At 42.5% G+C, this 22,204-nt stretch carries 19 protein-coding genes; 11 read left to right on the top strand and 8 right to left on the bottom strand.

The annotated features are described in order from the left end of the window. The first annotated feature begins 44 nt into the window (after positions 1–44). Positions 45–1,028 carry a sugar phosphate isomerase/epimerase family protein gene (locus PQ469_RS15980; protein WP_274208571.1) on the top strand — a complete coding sequence of 328 codons (984 nt, stop codon included), beginning with the start codon at positions 45–47 and terminating at the stop codon, positions 1,026–1,028. 29 nt (positions 1,029–1,057) lie between these two features. Beyond that, positions 1,058–1,726: a DUF4291 domain-containing protein gene (locus tag PQ469_RS15975; RefSeq protein WP_274208570.1), complete on the top strand. Its 669-nt coding sequence runs from the start codon at positions 1,058–1,060 to the stop codon at positions 1,724–1,726. A gap of 9 nt (positions 1,727–1,735) precedes the next feature. Here PQ469_RS15975 and PQ469_RS15970 read toward each other — a convergent pair whose 3' ends face one another. After that, positions 1,736–2,431 (bottom strand): hypothetical protein, encoded by a 696-nt coding sequence (locus PQ469_RS15970; RefSeq protein WP_274208569.1) that lies wholly within the window; start codon positions 2,429–2,431, stop codon positions 1,736–1,738. Positions 2,432–2,636: 205 nt separating this feature from the next. Between PQ469_RS15970 and PQ469_RS15965 the strand changes: the two genes are divergently transcribed. Further along, positions 2,637–3,068: a DoxX family protein gene (locus PQ469_RS15965; RefSeq protein ID WP_274208568.1), complete on the top strand. Its 432-nt coding sequence runs from the start codon at positions 2,637–2,639 to the stop codon at positions 3,066–3,068. Between the two features lie 192 nt (positions 3,069–3,260). On the opposite strand, the gene PQ469_RS15960 is transcribed toward PQ469_RS15965, so the two are convergent. The 5 genes from PQ469_RS15960 to PQ469_RS15940 all read right to left on the bottom strand — a co-directional run bounded on the left by PQ469_RS15960 (position 3,261) and on the right by PQ469_RS15940 (position 8,656). After that, positions 3,261–3,536 carry a UBP-type zinc finger domain-containing protein gene (locus PQ469_RS15960; RefSeq protein ID WP_274208567.1) on the bottom strand — a complete coding sequence of 92 codons (276 nt, stop codon included), beginning with the start codon at positions 3,534–3,536 and terminating at the stop codon, positions 3,261–3,263. Between the two features lie 8 nt (positions 3,537–3,544). Further along, on the bottom strand, positions 3,545–5,206 hold the full coding sequence (locus tag PQ469_RS15955; RefSeq protein WP_090649664.1) for a response regulator: 1,662 nt from the start codon (positions 5,204–5,206) through the stop codon (positions 3,545–3,547). A 48-nt stretch (positions 5,207–5,254) separates the two neighbouring features. Continuing rightward, positions 5,255–6,655: an ATP-binding protein gene (locus PQ469_RS15950; protein ID WP_274208566.1), complete on the bottom strand. Its 1,401-nt coding sequence runs from the start codon at positions 6,653–6,655 to the stop codon at positions 5,255–5,257. 172 nt (positions 6,656–6,827) lie between these two features. Further along, a complete protein-coding gene (locus PQ469_RS15945; protein ID WP_274208565.1) occupies positions 6,828–7,583 on the bottom strand; it encodes a LytR/AlgR family response regulator transcription factor in 756 nt (251 codons plus the stop codon). Next, positions 7,580–8,656, bottom strand: a complete 1,077-nt coding sequence (locus PQ469_RS15940) for a sensor histidine kinase (protein ID WP_090649673.1) — start codon at positions 8,654–8,656, stop codon at positions 7,580–7,582. The genes PQ469_RS15945 and PQ469_RS15940 overlap by 4 nt, the downstream gene beginning before the upstream one ends. Positions 8,657–9,000: 344 nt before the next feature. On the opposite strand from PQ469_RS15940, the gene PQ469_RS15935 reads away from it, so the two are divergent. After that, on the top strand, positions 9,001–11,850 hold the full coding sequence (locus PQ469_RS15935) for an outer membrane beta-barrel protein (protein WP_274208564.1): 2,850 nt from the start codon (positions 9,001–9,003) through the stop codon (positions 11,848–11,850). 158 nt (positions 11,851–12,008) lie between these two features. On the opposite strand, the gene PQ469_RS15930 is transcribed toward PQ469_RS15935, so the two are convergent. Together PQ469_RS15930 and PQ469_RS15925 are read right to left on the bottom strand one after the other, a co-directional pair. Then, positions 12,009–13,259 (bottom strand): hypothetical protein, encoded by a 1,251-nt coding sequence (locus PQ469_RS15930; protein WP_274208563.1) that lies wholly within the window; start codon positions 13,257–13,259, stop codon positions 12,009–12,011. A 19-nt stretch (positions 13,260–13,278) separates the two neighbouring features. Continuing rightward, on the bottom strand, positions 13,279–14,505 hold the full coding sequence (locus PQ469_RS15925; protein ID WP_274208562.1) for a hypothetical protein: 1,227 nt from the start codon (positions 14,503–14,505) through the stop codon (positions 13,279–13,281). Positions 14,506–14,665: 160 nt separating this feature from the next. Between PQ469_RS15925 and PQ469_RS15920 the strand changes: the two genes are divergently transcribed. The 7 genes from PQ469_RS15920 (at position 14,666) to PQ469_RS15890 (ending at position 21,919) form a co-directional block, all read left to right on the top strand. Then, on the top strand, positions 14,666–15,538 hold the full coding sequence (locus tag PQ469_RS15920; RefSeq protein ID WP_274208561.1) for an AraC family transcriptional regulator: 873 nt from the start codon (positions 14,666–14,668) through the stop codon (positions 15,536–15,538). Between the two features lie 302 nt (positions 15,539–15,840). After that, positions 15,841–16,173: an L-rhamnose mutarotase gene (locus PQ469_RS15915; protein ID WP_090649687.1), complete on the top strand. Its 333-nt coding sequence runs from the start codon at positions 15,841–15,843 to the stop codon at positions 16,171–16,173. 28 nt (positions 16,174–16,201) lie between these two features. Next, positions 16,202–17,551: an alpha-L-fucosidase gene (locus PQ469_RS15910; RefSeq protein WP_274208560.1), complete on the top strand. Its 1,350-nt coding sequence runs from the start codon at positions 16,202–16,204 to the stop codon at positions 17,549–17,551. An 89-nt stretch (positions 17,552–17,640) separates the two neighbouring features. Continuing rightward, complete coding sequence (locus PQ469_RS15905; protein ID WP_274208559.1) at positions 17,641–19,299, top strand: UxaA family hydrolase; 1,659 nt, start codon at positions 17,641–17,643, stop codon at positions 19,297–19,299. A gap of 162 nt (positions 19,300–19,461) precedes the next feature. After that, positions 19,462–20,226, top strand: a complete 765-nt coding sequence (locus PQ469_RS15900; RefSeq protein ID WP_274208558.1) for an SDR family NAD(P)-dependent oxidoreductase — start codon at positions 19,462–19,464, stop codon at positions 20,224–20,226. Positions 20,227–20,250: 24 nt separating this feature from the next. After that, complete coding sequence (locus PQ469_RS15895) at positions 20,251–21,096, top strand: fumarylacetoacetate hydrolase family protein (protein WP_274208557.1); 846 nt, start codon at positions 20,251–20,253, stop codon at positions 21,094–21,096. Next, complete coding sequence (locus tag PQ469_RS15890) at positions 21,089–21,919, top strand: amidohydrolase family protein (protein WP_274208556.1); 831 nt, start codon at positions 21,089–21,091, stop codon at positions 21,917–21,919. Before PQ469_RS15895 ends, PQ469_RS15890 begins: the two co-directional genes overlap by 8 nt. Positions 21,920–22,204 lie beyond the last annotated feature (285 nt).

Here is a 22,204-nt window from a genome sequence, read left to right as displayed (position 1 = left end):
TTCCATCCGGCTTTTGGTATATTGCAATACCAATTTATAAGCTTATGGAAAATATCAGCCGCAAAAAGTTTATTGCAGCAGCTACAATGGCAACGGCCGGCATGGCATTAGGTTTAAACGCCAAAGGATTTACTTTACCCAAAGGCTCAAATAGGAGCGATGCCGGTCAATCATCCCCCGGAAAAATTAAAGTAAGCATTTTCTCCAAGCATCTGCATTGGCTCAATTACACTGATATGGCCTCATTAGCGGCTGATATGGGCTTTGATGGGGTAGACCTTACCGTAAGGCCCGACGGGCACGTATTGCCGGAGCATGTGGCTGCCGACCTGCCAAAAGCAGTCGCCGCAGTTGAGCAAGCCGGTTTAAAAGTTTATACCATTGTAACCAACATTAAATCGCCCGACGAAAAATACACTCACGATATTTTGAAGGCAGCATCGGCATTAGGAATTAAATACTACCGGATGGCCTGGTTAAATTATGATAAAAGCATCGGCATCCCCGAAAACCTGAAAGCTATAAACAAACAGTTTAAGGCGCTTGAGGCCCTTAACGGCCAATATAACATGCATGGTGCTTATCAAAACCATTCGGGCGAGTTATTTGGCGCCTCGGTTTGGGATCTTTGGCTGGGGATGGATGCAACCAGTCCTGATTTTATTGGATGCCAGTACGACGTAAGGCATGCCACTACCGAAGGTGCCGACACCTGGTCAACATCTATCCAAACACTTATCCCACGGATTAAAACCACGAATGTAAAAGATTTTTACTGGGACAAAAAAAATGGTAAATGGCAGGTTAAAAGTGTGCCTTTGGGCGAGGGTATGGTGGATTTTCCAAAATATTTTCGTATATTAAAAGAACAAAAAATAAACGGACCCATGAGCCTGCACTGCGAATATGAACTTGGCGGCGCGCAGGATGGCGCCAAACAATTAACTATCAGCAAGGACGCATTTACAACTGCTGTGAAAAAAGACCTGGCCACCTTAAGAGGATGGTTAAAGGAATATGATCTGTAAAAGATCAACTATGAATATATAATACATTAATGAATACCAATTTAACAAAAAACAATCTACTACACATCACTACCGAATTATACCGGAATAGCATCCAAAGATTACCCAAAACCGGCCAGCATTTGTTAGGCCACCAAACCGAAGATCTTATCGTTGTTTACCAGGCCTATAATCATCGCATTGCCGATTTTGCGGTAGAGCATCAATTCCTTGGCGGTAACCATTATAGTTATAGCCGGATGTCGTGGATAAAGCCCAATTTTTTATGGATGATGTACCGCTGCGGCTGGGCCGAAAAGGAAAACCAGGAAAGGGTACTTGCGCTGTGGATTCAAAAGATGGATTTTGAGAAAATCATGGGTGAAGCAGCCATATCTTCATTTAATCCTCAATATTACCAAAGCCACGCACAATGGAGGGCCGGCCTGGAGCAAAAGGAAGTGCGCCTGCAATGGGATCCTGACCATGACCCGTATGGCAATAAGCTGCAACGCCGCGCAATTCAATTGGGTTTAAAAGGGAAAATGCTGGAGGATTTTGGCAAACATCAAATCAAGAAAATTGAAGACCTAACAGATTTTGTAAAGCAACAAAAGCAGGTGCTCGATAACCTCGGTGTTGATGATTTGCGGGTGCCTTTTGAAACTAAATTTAAAGCAAGCGATCCTATTTTAAACGAGAGAGTTGGGATAGAATAAATAGTATACTCATCTGTCGAAAAATGACAATATACGTTCACTAATAGTTCGTTTGGTTTTTACTTCGGTAAGATTTTCTAATGTATAAACAGGCAGCTTTTTAAGTGCTCTGGTTTGCGTAATGATGTCCTGGATTTTGTTAATAAATGGCTCAAATTCATCCATGCAGGTCAATATACTTATCACTACTTTTTGTCGTTCGAATTCATAATCATATTGATATTTTTTTTCTCGGATTTCATTTAAAAGTCTTCTTGATTTGGGTAAATTGCCCATTAAGCCATATAATATTGCTAAATTGTATTTATTCCACAGCTCTTTGCTATCCGACTTCTTTACTGTTTCGATGGCGGTTCCAATATCGCTGAAATCGGTTTCCAGCTTTTGGGTTTTTTTTATGGCGAAATTGCAAAAGTCAATAACTATCTCAGTGTACTGATCTTCATTTTTGGCTTCGCGAAATTCCTTTTGCCTATAATCGTAAGAGAATGATAAATGCTGTTGCGGGTAAAAGTTAAGATCTACCCCAACATTCAAATAAGTGCCCTTGCCGAAACCCGAAGGCTGAAATTCAATTACGATTGTATACCAGCCATGATCTTTCAGAAAAGTTCTTGACGTTCCTTTTTGAACAATACCGTAAGTACTCAATCGTTGTTTTGTTATTTTTTTGAGTAGTTTATTATGATCGAAATTTATATCCATCGCATATTTTTTTGTAAGAATACAACAGTCAGTCAATTTAATAAGTTGATTTTAAATGACCTATGATTGTATCTCGAATAAAAACAATTTGTAATTATAACAAGTTTGTTACTATATTTATATAGCGTAACCAAGCCGCATTATTCTACCTGCAAGCAACCTGGTTACCAAAACCAATTATACCTTTAAAAATAAGGAGGCTGTTATGAATGTGGTTCATAAAATTGAACATTGGGGCGATACACATCACCCTAAAATCCTTGATCTTATACGTGTTGCCCTTGGGGTATTTTTATTGCTGAAAGGAATAGCCTTTATGGAAAACACGGCCTACCTGCGCGATCTTATCGACAGCCAGGATATCGTTGATCTTTCGCCAGGGGTACTAATGGTTTTGGTTTATTATGTAACTTTTGCCCACATGATTGGAGGCATACTGATAACGCTCGGTATATTTACCCGGCTGGCTTCTCTTATCCAGATCCCCATCGTGTTAGGAGCCGTATTTGTAACCGGTATTTTCCGGGAACCAATAAATGCCCTGGAATGGCCATCGGTAATTGCATTGATCCTACTATCACTGTTCACCATCTTAGGTTCAGGCCCAATCTCCTTGGATAGGTACCTGGAAGGATAAGCTTGTTGATGTGCAGATTTCAGATGTGCAGATTTCAGATGATTTGAGTTGCGCAGTTGAAATCTGCATATCTTAAATCTGCATATCTTAAAACTGCATATCTGCCCATTAATTTTTTCATCTGCACATCTGAAATCTGCATATCTGCACATTAATTCCTTCATCTGCACATCTGAAATCTGCACATCTACCTCAATACCCCACTACCGCTTTATCCATATAGCACCATAGCCATCTTTCGCCGGGCTCGGCGGATATTACTACCGGGTGGCCGGTGGCTTCAAAATGTTTGGTCATGTGTGTATTGGGCGAGCTATCGCAGCATAATGTAACGCCACAGGTTTGGCAGGTGCGCAGGTGCATCCATGATGAATGTGTTTTAACGCACTCTTCGCACAGGTACTCCTTTGGTTGTTTAATATCGGTAATTGCCGCCAGGTGCTGGCATATTTGGTCGTCGTCTTGCATATGTGTTATTAAACTTCAGCTAAATATTTGTGAACAAAACTAATGGCCATTGAGCCTTCGCCCACGGCAGATGCCACCCTGTTCATGGCCCCGGCGCGTACATCGCCGGCGGCAAAAATACCCGAGCAGCTGGTTTCCAGTAAAAACGGATCGCGCTTAAGTTTCCATACTTTGTTAAAGCTTTCGTAGCTGCGCAGCTCGCGGCCGGTTTCTATAAAATCCTTGTTGTTTTTTATAATGTCGAGCTTAATCCAGTCGGTATATGGTTTGGCGCCTATAAAAATGTACAAGGCAGCAGCCTTATTTGTAAAAGTTTCCTGCGTTATACAGTTTTTTAAGGTTAATTTTTCCAGGCAGTTACCGCCGTGAGCTTCTACAATCTCGGTATTGCCCAGCACCTCAATGTTGGGTGTTTCGCTGATTTGTGTAATCAGGTAGGCCGACATGGTTGCCACCAAGTCCTCGCGCCTGATCACGATATGTACCTTTGTTGCATATTTAGAAAGGTGCATGGCAGCCTGCCCGGCCGAGTTACCACCACCAATTACGTAAACATCTTTACCCGTACAAGCCGAAGCTTCGGTAGTGGCGGCTCCGTAATAAATGCCTGCACCTGTAAAGTTTTCAACGCCTTTAACTTCCAGTTTACGGTAATCAACGCCGGTAGTTATCACTACAGTGCGGCTTATAATTTCGGGGCCGTCATCCAAAATAATGGTTTTGTAACCATCTTTTTGTTTGATATCACTAACAGATTGGGGCGATAAAAATTCGGCGCCCAAACGCATGGCCTGTGTAATGGCCCGGCGGGTAAGATCGGCACCGCTTAAGCCAGCCGGGAAACCCAGGTAGTTTTCAATCCGCGAACTGGTGCCTGCCTGTCCGCCCGGAGCTTTACGCTCAATCAGCAGGGTTTTTAAACCTTCGGATGCGCCATAAACCGCGGCGGCAAGGCCGGCGGGGCCAGCGCCTATAATCACCACATCATAAACATCGGTTAATGTTTGGGTGTTTTTTTCAAGCTTGGCGGCTATGCCTTGTATCGATGGTTTTTGCAGATAGCTGCCGTCCTCAAAAAACACCATGGGCAGGCAATCGGTAGATAGGTTGTTTAAAGCCAGTAGCGTTCCTGCATCCACATTCTTTTCGATATCAAGCCAGCGATAGGGGATAAGGTTACCGGCCAGGTAATCTTTTATCACATGCGATTGCGGCGAAAACTGGTACCCTACCAATTTAATACCTACAAATTCGGGAATGTAACTGTTATGCCAGTCTGCAAGCAAATCATTTATTACCGGGTACAATTTTTCTTCCGGCGGATCCCAGGGTTTCATGAGGTAATAATCCAGCTGCACATCATTGATGGCTTTAATAGCCGCCTCGGTATCGCTGTATGCCGTAAGTAATACCCTTTTGGCGTCAGGAAATACTTTTTTTGCTTTTTCTAAAAATTTAACGCCTTCCATTTCGGGCATGCGCTGGTCGCAAAGAAACAAGGCTACCACATCCGAACCATTTTTGAGTTCGGTAAGTGTTTCCAGTGCTTCCTGTGCCGATGTCGTACTTAGTATTTTGTACTCTTTACCGTACTGTGACCGCAAATCACGGCTTATAGACCGTAGTACCTGCTGATCATCATCAATTGAAAATATAATAGGTCGATTCATAGGTTTTGCTACAGGTAAATGATAAATATATTATTAAAAAAATGTTGGCTACCCGTCAATAAGAAAGCAAACATTAAACACGGTACACCCGGGCTTCGATTTTACTTTGATCGATCCACGGTGTTGTTTTACAATCCGTTGCACCACTTCAAGCCCCATGCCGGTACCCTTGCCCATCTCTTTGGTGGTAAAAAATGGATCGAAAATCTGGCTTTGGATATCTTCGGGAATGCCGGGGCCATCGTCGATAATAAAAACTTCTACAAACTCCCGGTCGCGCCGGGTCTTAATGGTCAGGATGCCTTTGCCCGCGGGTGCCATAGCATCAAGGGCATTATCAATAAGGTTTGTCCAAACCTGGTTAAGCTCGCCAATCAGCGCTTTAACTTCGGGCAAAGTTCGGTCAAAATCTTCAACAACGGTAATATTTCCTTTACGAATTTTGTAACCCAGCATGGTAAGCGTGTTGGTGATACCAATATGAATATCGGCATACTGCTTATCCTGCCCGCGGTCCATATGCGTAAAAGTTTTAACCGAACTTACCAGTTCGGCTATCCGTTTGGATGATTCCTGGATATCCAGGATCATTTTTTCGGCCACCAGCTTGTTGCTCATCCAGTTAAGGATGGTCGACAAAAACTGTTTTGGGATATAGCTTTTTAAAGTGTCGAGATTTTCTAACGTGAAATTAAAATCAACAAAGCTTTCGGCTATGTCGTAGCTGTTTTCTATCTCGTTTTCATCAAGCCATTCGCCAATTTCATCTTCGCGTTGGGTACGTTGCTTCAAACTCAGGCGTGTTCCTTCTTTTGCCCCAAGCACTTTAAACATCTCGCCGGTTACACCGTCAACCTGTTCGGGGGTCATTTTTATGGCAAACATTCCCTTTACGGCATCAGGCGCTAACTGTAAGTGCTTGCTTAGGGAAGTAGAATCACGCACAATGGCCGATGCCGGGTTATTCAACTCGTGGGCCAGCCCGGCGGATAGTTTACCTAAGGCCATCATTTTTTCGTTTTGCTGCTGCAGGGCTGTAAAATCGCGCACGCGGTTGGTCATGATGTGTACTAACGCCTGGGTAAGTTCAAAATGATTTTTTATCATTTCGGTTATCCGCTCGGTAGGGAAACTCAAAACATGCAGTTCGCCGATAGCTTCGGCATAGCCTTTTGAAATGAGTCCGCGCGAAAACGGAAGATAGCCTGTTATACTTCCGGGCCCTACGGCAACAAAATCGCGACGGCCGCGGTTTTGCAGCATGTAAAACCGCATACTGCCTTCAATAATTATATGTGGCCCCGTAGCGGGTGAGCCAGGCTCATTAAGCAACGTGCCATCTTCAAATATTTTGTATTCACTATTATCTATCAGCCATTGCAGCTGATCATCCGGGACATGCTCTAAAGCTTCGAGCGATTTAAGCCAGGATACGGTTACCTCTTGCATAAAATAAAATTAGGGATTATTATTTAATGCGGGAGAATGGGAGAGAAAAAATTGCAAAGCGATGTTGTCTGAACCGGAATTAAACGAATTAAAGAATTTATCGAATTTCAATAATTCAATAATTCAATAATTCAATAAATTCGTTTAATTCCGGTTCAGACAAAGACTCCCCTTACACCCACTTACTCAAAAATACCCCGAAAGCATCCTTATACTGATCGCCAACGGTGATGTTTACTTTGCCAATTTGCAGGGCGTTGCGGGTAATGGAGTTTATTTTATCTAACGATACGATGAACGAGCGGTGCACCCGCATAAAGCGTTTTGACGGCAATTTTTCTTCCAGCGACTTTAAACTGGTGAGCGATAGCAGGGCTTTCTCGGTGCCTTGCAGGTATATTTTAACGTAATCTTTCAGGCCCTCTATGTACAGGATATCTTTAAGTGCTATGCGCACCAGCTGGTACTCTATCTTTAAAAACAGGTAGTCGTCCTCAATACGATGTTCTTCGGGAGCAGTCATCGCGGCGGGGGCCGGGTTGGCTGAGCGTTGTAGCAGCTCGGCATAGCTTAATGCTTTGTTGGCGGCATGCAAAAACTCTTCGTAATTAAAAGGTTTCAACAGGTAATCCAGCGCGTCAACCTTGTAGCCTTCCAACGCAAACTGGTTGTAAGCCGTGGTAAAAATGATACGGGGTTTGCTGGCGCCCCGGCTATCCAGCACACGGGCCAGCTCGATGCCGTTTAAATTGGGCATTTGTATATCCAGGAAAATAAGGTCCACCTTTTGGTCTTGTAAACCAACCAGTGCTTCAACAGCGCTGCTGTAGCGGCCTGTAAGTTTTAAAAAGGGCGTTTGTTCAATAAAGGCGCAAACCAGCCCAAGGGCCAGGGGCTCATCATCAACGGCTATGCAGTTTAATATCATGACAGGTTGAGTATTAAGTGAACTTTATAGGTATTTGCGGCGACATCTTCCTTTATATCCAATGTGTATTTTCCGGCATACAACAAATCTAAACGGCGCAGGGTATTGGTAAGGCCAATGCCTTTGTTTTCTTCCAGGTTGGGGTTGGCGTCTTTGTAAATGGAGTTTTCTACCCTTAGTTCCAGCATCTCTGCATTTTGTTCAACGCTGATAAGGATTTCACTGGGCAGCGTGGCGCTGATGCCATGTTTAAAGGCATTCTCCACAAAAGGTAAAAATATCATAGGGGCAACGGTCATATCATTAACAGCTGGGGGCGAATTAAATGTAACTTTCACCTTATCGGTAAGCCGTAGTTCCATCAGGCTGATGTAGTCTTTTATAAAGGCTATTTCCTGACTTAACAATGCAGTGCCGTGTTGGGTATCATATAACACGTACCGCATCATCCGCGAAAGCTGGTGAATAGCTTTGCGCGATGTTTCGGCATTGATATGCGTAAGCGCGTAAATGTTATTCAGCGTATTGAAAAAGAAATGCGGATTGATCTGCGCTTTCAGGAACGATAATTCCGAACTGATTTTATCTTGTTCTAAAGTTTCGCGGAGCCTGATATCGGCCTGCCACTTTTGAATAGCCGTAATGCTGGTGCTGATGCCTAATACCAATGCCATGATAAACACGATTACAAAATCAAAAATATGATTTCTGCCGCCGCCCTGTTTTGGCGGCCTGCTGTGTTTGTGCGTAGCTGCATCCATTAATTGATGCATATTTAAAGCACTGTCGAAAAGATTGTTTAAAAAATATATGGCAATTATTAACCCAATGATAATCAGGAAGTACATTCCGGTACGGTTTTTTAATAGGTATACCGGCACAAGTACAATAGAATTGATATAGAAAGCAACCACCAGCACAATAATAACCAAAGCCTGTTTTACCCAGAATTGATAAGGTAATACGATGTTCCAGGTAAGCGGCTGGTATAAAAGCAGGGCAAAAACCAGTACGGCCCATATTAATACATGAATTAGGATAGTAATCGTAGTGCTTTTTGATTTGAGGCTCATTGCTGGTTATAATCAGAAGTCAAGATACGAGAATCAGGACTATTTATGTTTTTTATTTTTCGACAGAAAATCTTGACCTGAAGATTCTCGATGGCGGTTTAATAACTCTTCAATATTACTAAACCAATTGGCTATCAATCAAGCATAATCGCCTAAGAGGCATAACTCGCCGACAAATGGCCAAAATTAACCGTTAAATAGTGTTATTGTAGTTTAAGGGGGCAAATGCATGGGTTTATAGGTAAAAAGCATGCCTTCATCTACGTTTGTAGTACCCCTGTCTATTGCGTTTTTGGGGGTGATGCCGATGTTATTCCTTTGTGTTGTAAATAAGCCGCAACAGGATGAAACTCAAATCTACATATCTGATAATCGCAGCATTGCTGTTTAGCCTCACAACCTTTGCCCAAACGGGCAGGCGGGTCAGGGGAACTGTCACCGACTCAACCGGGGTAGCCTTACCTGGAACCACCGTTAAATTACTAACCGGTACCGATAGCACCAAAGTAATTACCGATAGTAAGGGCGCATTTACCTTTGACGATGTAAAAACAAACACGTTTAGCCTGGTTTTAAACTCGATAGGTTACCAGGGGCTGCGCCGTCGTTTTGTGTTGGATAATGCCGGTACTCCTGTGTTGTTAAAGCCCATTATTCTTAAAAATGATACCTATATGCTTAACACGGTTACCATATCTGATGTTAACCCGGTAAAGCTTAAGGAGGATACGGTTGAATTTAATGCCGCTGCTTACCCGGTTCGTGATAATGCCCCTGTGGAGGATGTAATTAAAAAATTGCCTGGTGTTGATGTTGATAAAGATGGCAATATTACCGCCCAAGGTAAAAGTGTAACCAAAGTAAGAGTAAATGGTAAAGATTTTTTTGGTGGCGACGTAAAATCGGCCACCAAAAACCTGCCCGCTGATATTGTACAAAACATACAGATTATTGATGACTACGGCGATCAGGCCAATCTTACCGGTGTAAAAAGCGGCGAGCCTGACAAGATCCTTAACATCACCATAAAACAGAGTAAAAATTACGGGTATTTTGGCCAGGCCAGCGTGGGCGGGGGCAGGGATGCTATTCCCGGTATCTCCAACAGCCAGGAAGGGAACAGGTATGTGGCATCGGCAAATATGTTCAAATTTAACGGCGATCAGCAACTGGCCTTTTTGGGCAATCTAAATAATACCAATACCAACCTGTTTACCTTTAACGGCGGCGGCCCCAGAGGCGGCGGCCCGGGTGGTCCTCCGGGTGGTAATAGCAGCAATACTAACGGTATCACTACAGCACGGTCATTTGGCCTTAACTACCGCGATAGCTGGGGCAAAAAAGTTACAGCTTATGGCAGCTATAGCTTTGCCGATAATTCGGTATATACCATCAACAAAACCATTCAAAACAATATATCTACATCAAACCCAAGCACCAATACCAATAACAACACCCAAAACGACGAGAAGCTGAACCATCGTTTCAACTTCAATATCGAAATTAAGCCCGATACCGTTAATTATATTAAAATTACACCATCGTTTGCTTATGCAAGAGTAACTACCACACAGTTAGGCAGTAGTTTATTGGTTAATAACTCCCAAACCATATCCAATTATAATTTTGATACCTACAGTAACCAAACCGAACCAAATTATGGGGCCAATGTGTTATTTAACCACCGTTTTGCCCGTAAAGGCCGCAATTTTAGCGTAAATGTTGGTGCCGGATCATACAAGATCAATAAATACCAAAACCCGGTTTATACCTATTTAGATGGTGCTGCAAACGCGCCGCTCAATCAGTTTATTAATACCAACAGCCGTACCGATAGTTTGGGTACAAGCGTATCGTTTTTGGAGCCGGTGAGTAAAAAAGGGTATCTTGAATTAACATATGCTTATCATTACGCCTATACTACGGCTGATAAACGGACAGATACCCTCAGCCTTGATGGCGTAACCAAAGATTATTATGGCTTGCTGAGCAATAATTATAACTCCACGTTTATTACCAATCGTTTTGGCTTAAACTATCGTTTTATCGATAAAAAGTATAACTACACCTTAGGTTTGGTAGCACAACCAACCATACTGCGCGGGCAATCATTAACCAACGGTGCTTCGCCAACAGATAGCCACACATTTAACTTAGCACCTAATGCCAGGTTCATTTACAACTTCTCGCGTAATCAGTCGTTAAGCTTAAACTATAACGGGGTGAGCAACCAGCCAACCTATACCGAGTTGCAGCCTGTTACCGATTTCAGCAATGCATCGTACCCGGTTCAAGGTAACCCCGATTTAAAGCCAGAGTTTAATAACAACCTATCCATCAGGTACAACAAGTTTAATTTCGAGAGTGGGAATGTGTTTTTCAGTAATTTATCTTTCACCACTACCGATAATAAGATAGTAGCCAACACTATCAATTACCCTAAAACATACACGCCAAACAGCAAACTGGCCGGAAGTATTTTAACCCAGTATTTGAATGCCGATGGATTTTACTCGGCACAGGGTTTTTACGTATTTGCCAAACCCTGGGAAAAAAGAAAATATAATTTATTCTTTATAGGCAACGTTGCCTACAATAATAACATCTCTTATGTAAGTAATGTCGATTCGACAAGTTATGCCATGACAACCGAGAAAAATATAGCTAAAAACCTGGTGCTCTCGCAAGGCGTCAGATTCCGGTTGAGTATTACTGATGTTGTAGATGCCGAGGCCAGCACAACCTACGCGGTAAATAAGTCGAATAATTCGATTACTACGGCCAACATCAACAATAATTTCAGCTCGCTTAACCTGGGCATCAACGGCAAAAATTATTTATGGAAGGATTGGACTGTAAGTTACGATTACTCCAAGATGTTTTATTACGGCTATAAAGGAGCAACCAACCCCAACATATTAAATACCTATGTTGAGCGCAGGTTTTTAAAAGGAAATGCAGGTACTATCCGCCTTTCGGCAATGGATGTGTTTAATCAAAATACGGGTTACACCAGTACGCAAAGTGGTAGCTATGTAACCCAAACCAGCAGCAACAGGCTGGGTAGGTATTATTTGTTAAGTTTTACACTTAAGCTACAGAAATTTGCAGGTAAGAAACCAACAATGGGGCCCGGTGGTATGGGCGGCCCTGGCCCTGGTGGCCCCCCTCCGGGTGGCGGTGGCCCGTTTTAATGAGGGAGAAAGTCTGAAACGATATTTAAAATCTGGCCATCCCTGAGAAAGATGGCAAGCAATGATCATACGCGAGGTTGATCTGGATTTAGTTGATGTTATTGGTTTAAGCCATAACACAGCGTCCCGGGGGTGAGATACCGGGACGCTTTTTTGATTTAAAACTCGTAATTAATGCCCGCTTTAATGCTGTTTGCATTTATAGTATAATTTTTGCTATTGGTAATAGCCGCGGGAGTGGAATAAGAAACATATATGTCCACTTTTTTACCTAAAGTTACACCCAGCTTGATAGGGAAACTGATTAGTCCCGAACTTAGAGAAAGGTAGTTGTACGTAGTTGTTTGAAGATGGCTGTTGTAGATAGAATTGCCCGTGGTTTTTACGAAAGTATAGGATATACCGGCGTCGATAAAGAATTTAAAATTGTTGGTGTTATAAATGTTGTATATCACCTGCGGATTAACAATAACTAAAAATTCCTTTACATTAAAATCAGATTTTGGTATATCCGGCTGGTTAAAATAGAGATCTACAGAGTTCTTATACGCTGCCCCGGTAACCATTATTTCGCCACGTACAATGAGTTTGCCAACACTTGGATTTGGATATAAATTTACACCTGCTGACACTGCGGGGTACACAGATGTTGTATTTTTTGCGTTGTAAAATTTGGTGCCCTGGCTGGTACCCGGACTGGTTGTAAACAGGGTAGCATTAACACCCACGCCGGCAAAAAATTTCCACGCCGATTTACCACCATACGTTTTTTTATCAACAGTAATATTGTTGAGTTTTTGGGAAATGCTTTTTAGGTCGGGTAAACTATAAGTAGCATTTTCTATTTCGCTTTTTAATTTCTCCGATGTCGGGTTATATTTAATAGCCAGGTCATACAATTGCGGTATGTAAATATTTTCGCTCCGGGTTTGTACGCCGTGATCTGGCAAATAATAAATCCGGTAAACAAGTTCCTTAACCTGGCCGGTTTTGTTATCGCCAATAAAAAACCTCGTCTTTTTGGCATCAATGTATGAATACAAGGTTACATTTGGGCCATTTTGCTCCACCCTTAAAAATACCACATCCTGCTTTTTAGTTGAATCAACTCCTGTTTGCAATTTTGAAGTATTGGTTTCATCCATACTGATCTCGCCGGAGTACCGCTGATAAATAGATGAATTAAGCAATTCAAAATAGCTTATATCATTTACCGTATAGTTTTTAACGCCTGCAGTGCTTTTAAATTCGATGCTTTTGGGGTTGCCAAACCATTCTTTCTGGTTTATTTCGCCGTGTAAGGTGTCGCCTTTAAGGGTAACGATGTAGGCTGGCTTGTAGTTGCTTTGCGCAAACGTTAAAGCAGGTAGCAACGTTAATGCTGCTGCTATTGAAAATAAAGTTTTCATTGCGATAGAGGTTTAGTTTTTAATTAAAATAGTAGTTTAAGGCTATTTGAACAGCACTTACCTGCATGTAATTTGTGTTATCCTTGGTAAAGATCGCATTCGGTATGTATCCTGCTGTGATGTCGAATTTTTTACCAATCACCGCGCCGATATTTATGGGGTATGATATCCAATTTGATTGTAACAGATAGCCATCTGTAACGGTTGTTTTACCTGCACCGGAATAGGTATACTTGTTACCGCCGTAAGCTGATATATTAAATGCGGCACCGGCAGCGGCGTAAAATTTAAAGCCATTTGTATTGTAAAAATTATACAGGATTTGTGGTATCAGCGATATATTATTTTGAGTTAGCGAATAAGTAGAGCCGCCGGTTTGATTTCCTTTAAATTTATTACTGGTATAAGCAAGCTGCGCCCTGAATATCAGTTTTCCGGTACTGGGGTTAGCCAATACATTTATTCCGACAGCAATGCGCGGGAATATTGATGAGGCTGATTTGCTGTCAAATTCTTTAAATGCGTCGATGCCTGATGTAATGTTGCCAAAGTTTACACCCGCCGAAGCAAAAAATTGGGTGCTTTTACTGCCATCGGTTAATGTTGCGTCTTGTTTCGTATTAGTTTTATTGATAAATCGTGCTATTTCGATTAGGTCATCCGCATTATAGTCGGCCTTTTCAATAATGGTTTTGGTGTTGTTGGAGCCGTTGTACTTTTCCGATAACAGGAATAGTTGTTGTTTATATGCATCTTCGTTTATGGTTTTTCCATCATTCTTATAAACCCTGTAAACCAGTTCCGTTGGCTGAGCATCGCCACTTCCGCTAACAAAGTAATGATTCTTTAAATCGTCGGCATATTCAAATAAAGTAATATTGGCTCCTTTTTGGATGATCTTTAAAAACACCGAATCAGTTTTGGTATCCGTGTTTCGGCCGTTTGAAAGGCTGGATATTTTGGTTGGATCGACGTTTAGTAAGCCAATATATCTTTGATATGCTTCTGAATTTGTAGCTGCAAACGAAGTGATATCACTAACACCAAGGTCGCGGGGGGGAGTATCATTTGTCGATGTTTTAAAACTAACCTTTCGTGGGTTAACAGCCCATTCTTTAATGTTGATGAAGCCGCGTAAAGTATCGCCTTTAAGCGTAACAACATAACCTGGTTTGTAATTGCTTTGCGCAACAGAAAATAAAGGCAATATTAATGCCGGAAGCAGCAGTTTGTAATAAGGTTTCATTAGGAAATAATTGGATTTAATCTGGCAGCAAGATATAAAAATATATCACTTAAAAGAAAATGTGACGTGTCGTTTTTTTAGTGGCGTAAAAAAAGTGCGACAATCAGCTATTTTTACAATTATTGGCTATATTTATCGCATCAATTGTAAAATAAGCTGAATGAAACCGCAGTTACTAAAAGTTTCTTCGGGCCCTGCACACTCGTTTAGTGTGCGGCACGATGTATTGCCCGATATTAACAACCGCTGGCATTGCCACCCCGAACTGGAACTAATTTACCTGAAAAAAGGCAGCGGTACACAGTTTATTGGCGATAGTATTAAACAATTCAAATCGGGCGACATGGTGTTGGTTGGCCCCAACCTGCCGCACTACTGGCGTTTTGACGATTTGTATTTTAACTCCGCTGAAAATAAAGGGGTAGAGGTTTTTGTAGTACACTTTTGCGAAAACTTTTGGGGCGAGCAATTTTTGCAATTGCCAGAGAATAAATTGATCAAAGTATTGTTCGAAAAATCAAAACGCGGGTTGCAGATTACCGGGGCAGCAAAAGAAAAAGTAGCCGCCCAGATGGCAGCCATGCCAGGTACCGATGGCGCCGAGAGGATTATCATGCTGCTAAAGGCACTAAATGCTATTGCCACCAGCGCGGCATCGAGTTACATGGCTTCCATTGGTTTTAAATACGATCATAATGATTCAGAGAACGACCGGCTAAACAATATTTATGAATATTCGATGCGGAATTTCAGGAAAAAGATTTACCTGGATGAGATTGCCGAGATAGCGGGTGTAAGTTCCAACTCGTTTTGCCGGTACTTTAAATCAAAAACCCGCAAAACCTTCTCGCAGTTTATCATCGAAATAAAAGTTGGCCACGCCTGTAAATTACTGATAGAAGATAAGCTGAACATTAAACAGCTATGTTACGATAGCGGGTTTAATAACTTTTCAACCTTTCACAAACATTTTAAGCTGGTAACCGGCAAAAGCCCGCTGATGTACCAGAAGGAGTTTATTAAGAATTCGTAAGCCCCCTCTATATCTCCCCGGTAGGGAGACTTTTGATCTTCGTCTTTTTTTAGCTATCTCTCCCCTTGCCACAAAGGACTGAATGCATGGTAAGAACAGCGTAATGATTAAACTCCGGCTAAATCCTTCCCATTAGATAGGATTTTAACAAATAGTCAGGTAAAATCTCCCGTACCGGATTTAGAGAGGGGGCTGCTCTGTATATGCCAAAAAAGCTGAATGTTTTAACCATTTTATACCAACTATTTACCTGTAAACTTTATTTCTTTGTATAACCGATATACTACTTTTTAAATCTATTTATGGCCCACCGCTATTGTTTAACGCTTGATTTGGTTGACGATGCCAAGCTGATTGCCGAATACGAAAAATACCACCAGGCTATCTGGCCCGAGATTCATCAAAGTATTACCGATTACGGCATCACCAACATGGAAATTTACCGTTTTGATGTGCGCCTGTTTATGATCATGGAAACCGACGATACTTTCAGTTTCGAAAAAAAGTCGGCTGCCGATGCTGCTAATCCAAAAGTGCTGGAATGGGAAAACCTGATGTGGAAATATCAGCAGGCTGTTAAAGGTGCCCAAAAAGGCGAAAAATGGGTTTTAATGGATAAAATATTTCAGCTATAAATAACCTGTCAACTAAATTATAAACCTCATGTTCAAAAAACTTCAATTATCTATGCTGGTGATGTTGGTAGCCGTTTTATCGGCTTCGGCACAACAAAAAACAATTGGCACCGAAACGGATGCCCAAAAAGAAAAACGGATGGAATGGTGGAAAGACAGTCGCTTTGGCATGTTTATTCACTGGGGATTATACTCGGGCGCGGCAAGGCACGAATGGGTAAAGCATAACGAGAAGATTGACAACGCCGGCTATCAGAAATATTTCGACCAGTTTAACCCCGATTATTTTGACCCTCAGAAATGGGCTAAACAGGCCAAAGCTGCCGGTATGAAGTACGCGGTACTCACCACTAAACATCATGAAGGGTTTTGTCTTTTCGATTCAAAATATACCGATTATAAAGCGCCTAATACCCAGGCCAAACGCGATTTGGTACGCGAGTATGTAAACGCTTTCCGCGCACAGGGGCTTAAAGTTGGCTTCTATTATTCGTTGTTAGATTGGCACCACCCCGATTATACTATTGATGAAATTCACCCGCAATCGCCAAAAGATAAAAGCGACGCCAGTTATGCCAAACTGAATAAAAACCGCGATATGGCCAAATACCGCCAATATATGCGCAACCAGATAACAGAGTTGCTAACCAACTATGGTAAAATTGATATCCTTTGGCTCGATTTTTCTTTCCCACGTGGTGATGGGCATGGCAAGGGTAAAGACGAGTGGGGATCTGTTGAACTGCTAAAACTGATCAGGAAATTGCAACCCGGCATTATAGTAGATAACCGCCTTAACCTGGAAGAATATAAAGATGGCGCCGATTTTGAAACACCGGAACAGGTAAGTACAGCCGAACTGGCCAAATACCGTGGCAAAACATGGGAAACCTGCCAAACATTTTCGGGCTCATGGGGATACTATCGCGATGAAAATACATGGAAAACCCACCGCCAGTTATTGGATTTGCTGATAACATCGGTAAGTAATGGCGGTAACCTTATCCTTAACGTAGGCCCAACAGCCCGCGGCGAGTTTGATTACCGCGCCACAAATGCGCTGGATAGTTTGGCACACTGGATGCATGCCAACGATAAATCAATTTACAACTGTACTTACGCCCCGGATACTTATAAAATACCCGAGGGAACAAAACTTACTTACAATAAGACAACAAAGAAACTATATGTACAATTGTTTGATTATCCCGGGGGCAAGCTGATACTGCCTGGTTACGCCGGTAAAATTAAGTACGCGCAGTTTTTAAATGATCATTCAGAGTTGTTATGCAAACCGTCTGGGTCTGATGATCTGGAGGTTACCATGCCGGCTAAGCCACCTTATGAGATACCGGTTATTGAGTTGTCGCTTAATTAAAAGTTCATGGTTGATAGTTAATGGTTCATGGTGAAAAAAAAAGCTGCCGGGAACTATGAACTATGATCCATGATCCATGAATAAAAAATATGTCGCAAAAAGAAACATTTTTAAGAATTCATCCACATGATAATGTGCTGGTAGCGCTTCAAAACCTCGAAGCCGGCACAATAATTAATTTTGAGGGCGAAAGCTTTCCATTGGTTGATCGTGTGGCGGCCAAACACAAATTTGCTATTAATGAATTGGCACAAGATGCCGAAATTTATATGTACGGCGTATTAGTAGGTAAGGCCACAGTAACTATACCTAAGGGCAGTTTGCTTACTACGGCCAATGTACACCATGCATCGGAAGGCTTTCACTTAGGCGAGCGTAAGCTTAACTGGCACCAGCCCGATACCGCAAATTTTGCGGGCAAAACATTTAACGGTTATCACCGTACCGATGGATCTGTAGGAACTGCAAATTACTGGATAGTTGTACCGCTGGTATTTTGCGAAAACCGGAACATCCAGGTTTTAAAAGAGGCGTTAGTTGATAAGCTTGGCTATAAAAAAGCTAAAAGCTATGAAGGCGATGTGGAGCAGCTCATGGAGCTTTACCAGGCAGGTAAATCTGTTGAAGAGATTTTGAATGCCGATATTCAACTAAGCGCTGATAAACCAAACTCAAAACGCCTGTTTAAAAATATAGATGGTATCAAATTTCTGAACCACAGTATGGGTTGTGGTGGCACCAAGGATGATTCGGATGCTTTATGTGGATTGATTGCCGGTTACATCACTCATCCAAACGTTGCCGGGGCAACGGTGCTGAGCCTTGGTTGTCAGCATGCGCAGGTAAGCATTTTGCAGGCCGAGATTACCAAACGCGATCCTGCTTTTAATAAACCAATGGTAGTATTGGAGCAGCAAAAGGTAGGCACCGAAAGCGAATTGCTTAAACAAGCCCTTAAACAAACTTTTGCCGGCCTGGTACAGGCTAACCAAACTCAACGCCGGCCTGCGCCGTTATCAAAGCTATGCATCGGTATGGAGTGTGGTGGTTCTGATGGTTTTTCGGGCATTTCGGCAAACCCGGCTTTGGGTTATGTATCAGATTTGCTGGTTACTATGGGTGGCTCGGTAATCCTGGCCGAATTTCCAGAGCTTTGCGGGGTAGAACAGGAATTGAGCGACCGCTGTGCCGATGTGGAAACCGCCAACCGTTTTATGCAGTTAATGACTACATACAACGCCCGCGCCGAGGCAGATGGATCGGGCTTTTATGCCAACCCATCGCCAGGTAATATCCGCGACGGTTTGATCACCGATGCTATTAAATCGGCCGGGGCTGCCAAAAAAGGCGGCACATCTCCGGTAACCGCTGTGTTGGATTATCCTGAAAAAGTAACAAGGCCGGGGTTAAACCTATTATGTACGCCCGGCAGCGATGTGGAAAGTACTACGGCCGAAGTTGGATCGGGCGCAAACATTGTGTTATTCACCACTGGTTTGGGTACGCCTACAGGTAACCCCATTACACCTGTTATTAAACTATCAACCAATACGGTAATGTTTGAGCGAATGCCCGATATTATCGATATTAACTGCGGTACTATCATCGAGGGTGAAGAAACCATACAACAGGCCGGCGAGCGGATTCTGAATTATGTAATACAAGTTGCCAATGGCGAAATAGAACCCAAATCGGTAAAGCTTGGCCAGGACGATTTTATACCGTGGAAGAGGGGAGTGTCGTTATAAAGAGCCTTACCCAACCCTCTCCAAAGGAGAGGGCTTTGAAAAGGATATTTAACAACCTGTCATGTTGAGGAACGAAGCATCTATTCTGCAATATGCATATTCAATATGCAAAGTTTACTAATAGATGCTTCGGTCCTCAGGATGACAAAATAGAAAATTATTATGTTCAAACTAACCAATAAATCAGCAGTAATTACCGGCGGTGGCAGCGGGATAGGCAGGGCAATGTCGATACTTTTTGCGCAGCAGGGCGCTACTGTGCACATCATCGAATTAAATGATAAAGCGGCGGCCGATACCGTTGCCGAAATAGAAGCGGCCGGTGGCAAAGCCAAAAGCTATGCCTGCGATGTAAGCAACCAACAACAAGTAGTGGATACTTTTACAAGCATTGGCGTTATTGATATTTTAATAAATAACGCAGGCATTGCCCACATTGGCCGGGCCGATACTACCAGCACTGCCGATTTTGAAAAAGTATTTAATGTAAATGTAAAAGGTGCTTATAATTGCCTGTACGCCGTTATTCCTATGCTAAAGGCAAACGGGGGCGGGGTTATCCTTAATACAGCTTCAATAGCGGCCAGCGTTGGTATTACCGATAGGTTTGCTTACTCTATGAGTAAAGGGGCTATACACGCCATGACGCTGTCTGTGGCCCGTGATTTTTTGCACGATAATATCCGCTGTAACTGCATTTCTCCGGCACGTATCCATACGCCTTTTGTTGATGGCTTTATCGCCAAAAATTATGCAGGGCACGAAGCCGAAATTTTTGAAAAACTCTCCAAAAGCCAGCCGATTGGCCGCATGGGAAAATCAGAAGAGGTGGCAGCATTGGCTCTTTATTTGTGCTCAGATGAGGCCGGGTTTATCACCGGTACCGATTATCCTATCGATGGCGGTTTTATCACCCTTAATAATTAAACAAAACCATAACAACAAGATACAATGAAGCTTATTAGATTTGGCGAACCCGGTAAAGAAAAAACAGGTGTTATCCTTAATAATAAAAAATACGACACATCGGCTTTTGGTGAAGATTATACCGAACAGTTTTTTGAAACCGATGGCCTTGCACGTTTAGCCGCATTTATAAAAGATGCTGAACTGCCCCAGGTTGCCGATGATGCACGTTTGGGCAGCCCCTTCGCGCGCCCGTCAAAAATCATATGCATCGGTTTAAATTATGCCGACCATGCGCATGAAACCAACGCACCGCTGCCGCCCGAGCCGGTAATTTTTATGAAAGCTACCTCGGCCATTGTTGGTCCTAATGATAATGTAGTAGTTCCTAAAAATTCGGTAAAAACCGATTGGGAGGTTGAACTCGCCGTAGTTATCGGTAAAAAAGCCTCTTATGTTGATGAAGCAGATGCCATGAGCTATGTTGCAGGCTATGTATTGCACAACGATGTATCCGAACGCGAGTTTCAACTGGAGCGTAACGGCACCTGGGATAAAGGCAAAGGCTGCGATACCTTTGCACCGCTGGGTCCGTTTTTGGCAACTGCTGATGAGATTGAAGATCCGCACAACCTGCACCTTTGGTTAAAGGTAAATGGCGAAATTATGCAGTACGGTACCACATCAAACTTTATATTTAACCTGCCGCAGGTTATATCTTATACCAGTCAGTTTATGACCCTGTTACCCGGCGATATCATATCTACAGGTACGCCCGCAGGTGTTGGCCTGGGTATGAAACCGCCGGTTTACCTTAAACCTGGCGACGTTATTGAATTGGGTATTGACGGCCTTGGCGAACAAAAACAAAATGTAGTAGCATATGCTTAAGATAGATTCGCATCAGCATTTCTGGATTTTTGACCCCGTGAGGGATAGTTGGATTGATGACCAGATGCTGGCTATAAAACGTGATTTTTCGCCGGTTGACCTGTTGCCCGTTTTACAACAGCATGGTATAGATGGTTGTGTATCTATACAGGCAAGCCAAACCAACGATGAAACCATGTTTTTGCTGGATTATGCTGCTGCAAACCCTTTTGTTAAGGGTATTGTAGGCTGGGTAAACCTAAAAGCCGACGACCTTGAAAAACAGCTGCAGCAATATAAAAACTATGATAAGCTCAAAGGATTCCGGCATGTTTTGCAATCAGAGGGTGATGACCAATACATGCTGCAACCTGCTTTTCAAAAAGGCATAGGCATGCTTGAAAAGTACGGCTATACCTATGATATCCTGATATTTCCGCGGCATCTGCCCTTTGCTAATCAATTAACGGGCAATTTTCCCAATCAAAAGTTTGTGGTTGATCATTTGGCCAAACCACATATCAAAAACAGAAAGATAAGCGACTGGCAAAAGGATATCGAAGCGCTGGCCAAACATGAAAATGTATCCTGCAAAATTTCGGGAATGCTAACCGAGGCCGATTGGGCTAACTGGAAGGTTGAAGATTTTACCCCGTATCTTGATGTAATATTCAATGCATTTGGCCCTGGCCGCGTAATGTTCGGTTCCGATTGGCCGGTTTGCCTGCTGGCAGGCGGCTACGAGGGTACCATGCAGGTAACACAAAACTATATCGCAAAGCTATCTGCCACCGAGCAGGAACAATTTTGGGGAGGCAACGCTATTTCGTTTTATAACTTGTGATTGTCCTTTTTTGATTTGGATTTCCCGTCTTGATTTTATCGAACTTGCGAAGTTTTTAAAACTTCGCAAGTTTTCTGTTTAGGAAGTTTTTTAATCTTCGTAAGTTTAATATTTAAAGGCTAAATATTCCCGCTTTTTTGTCCTCATATTGTAACATTCCCTCAGGTAAAAGCGTTCATAAATTATTGGCACATATTTAGCTATATACATGCAACGATTACAGCTAAAATTAAATCCTGCTTAAGTTTTACACAGTTTTAGATGTGCGTATTAAACAATTTATTT

The organism is Mucilaginibacter sp. KACC 22773 (assembly GCF_028736215.1).
In the GTDB taxonomy this organism is placed as follows: domain Bacteria; phylum Bacteroidota; class Bacteroidia; order Sphingobacteriales; family Sphingobacteriaceae; genus Mucilaginibacter.
Note: the sequence above shows the minus strand (reverse complement) of the source record. Positions and strands in the feature narration are given on the sequence as shown.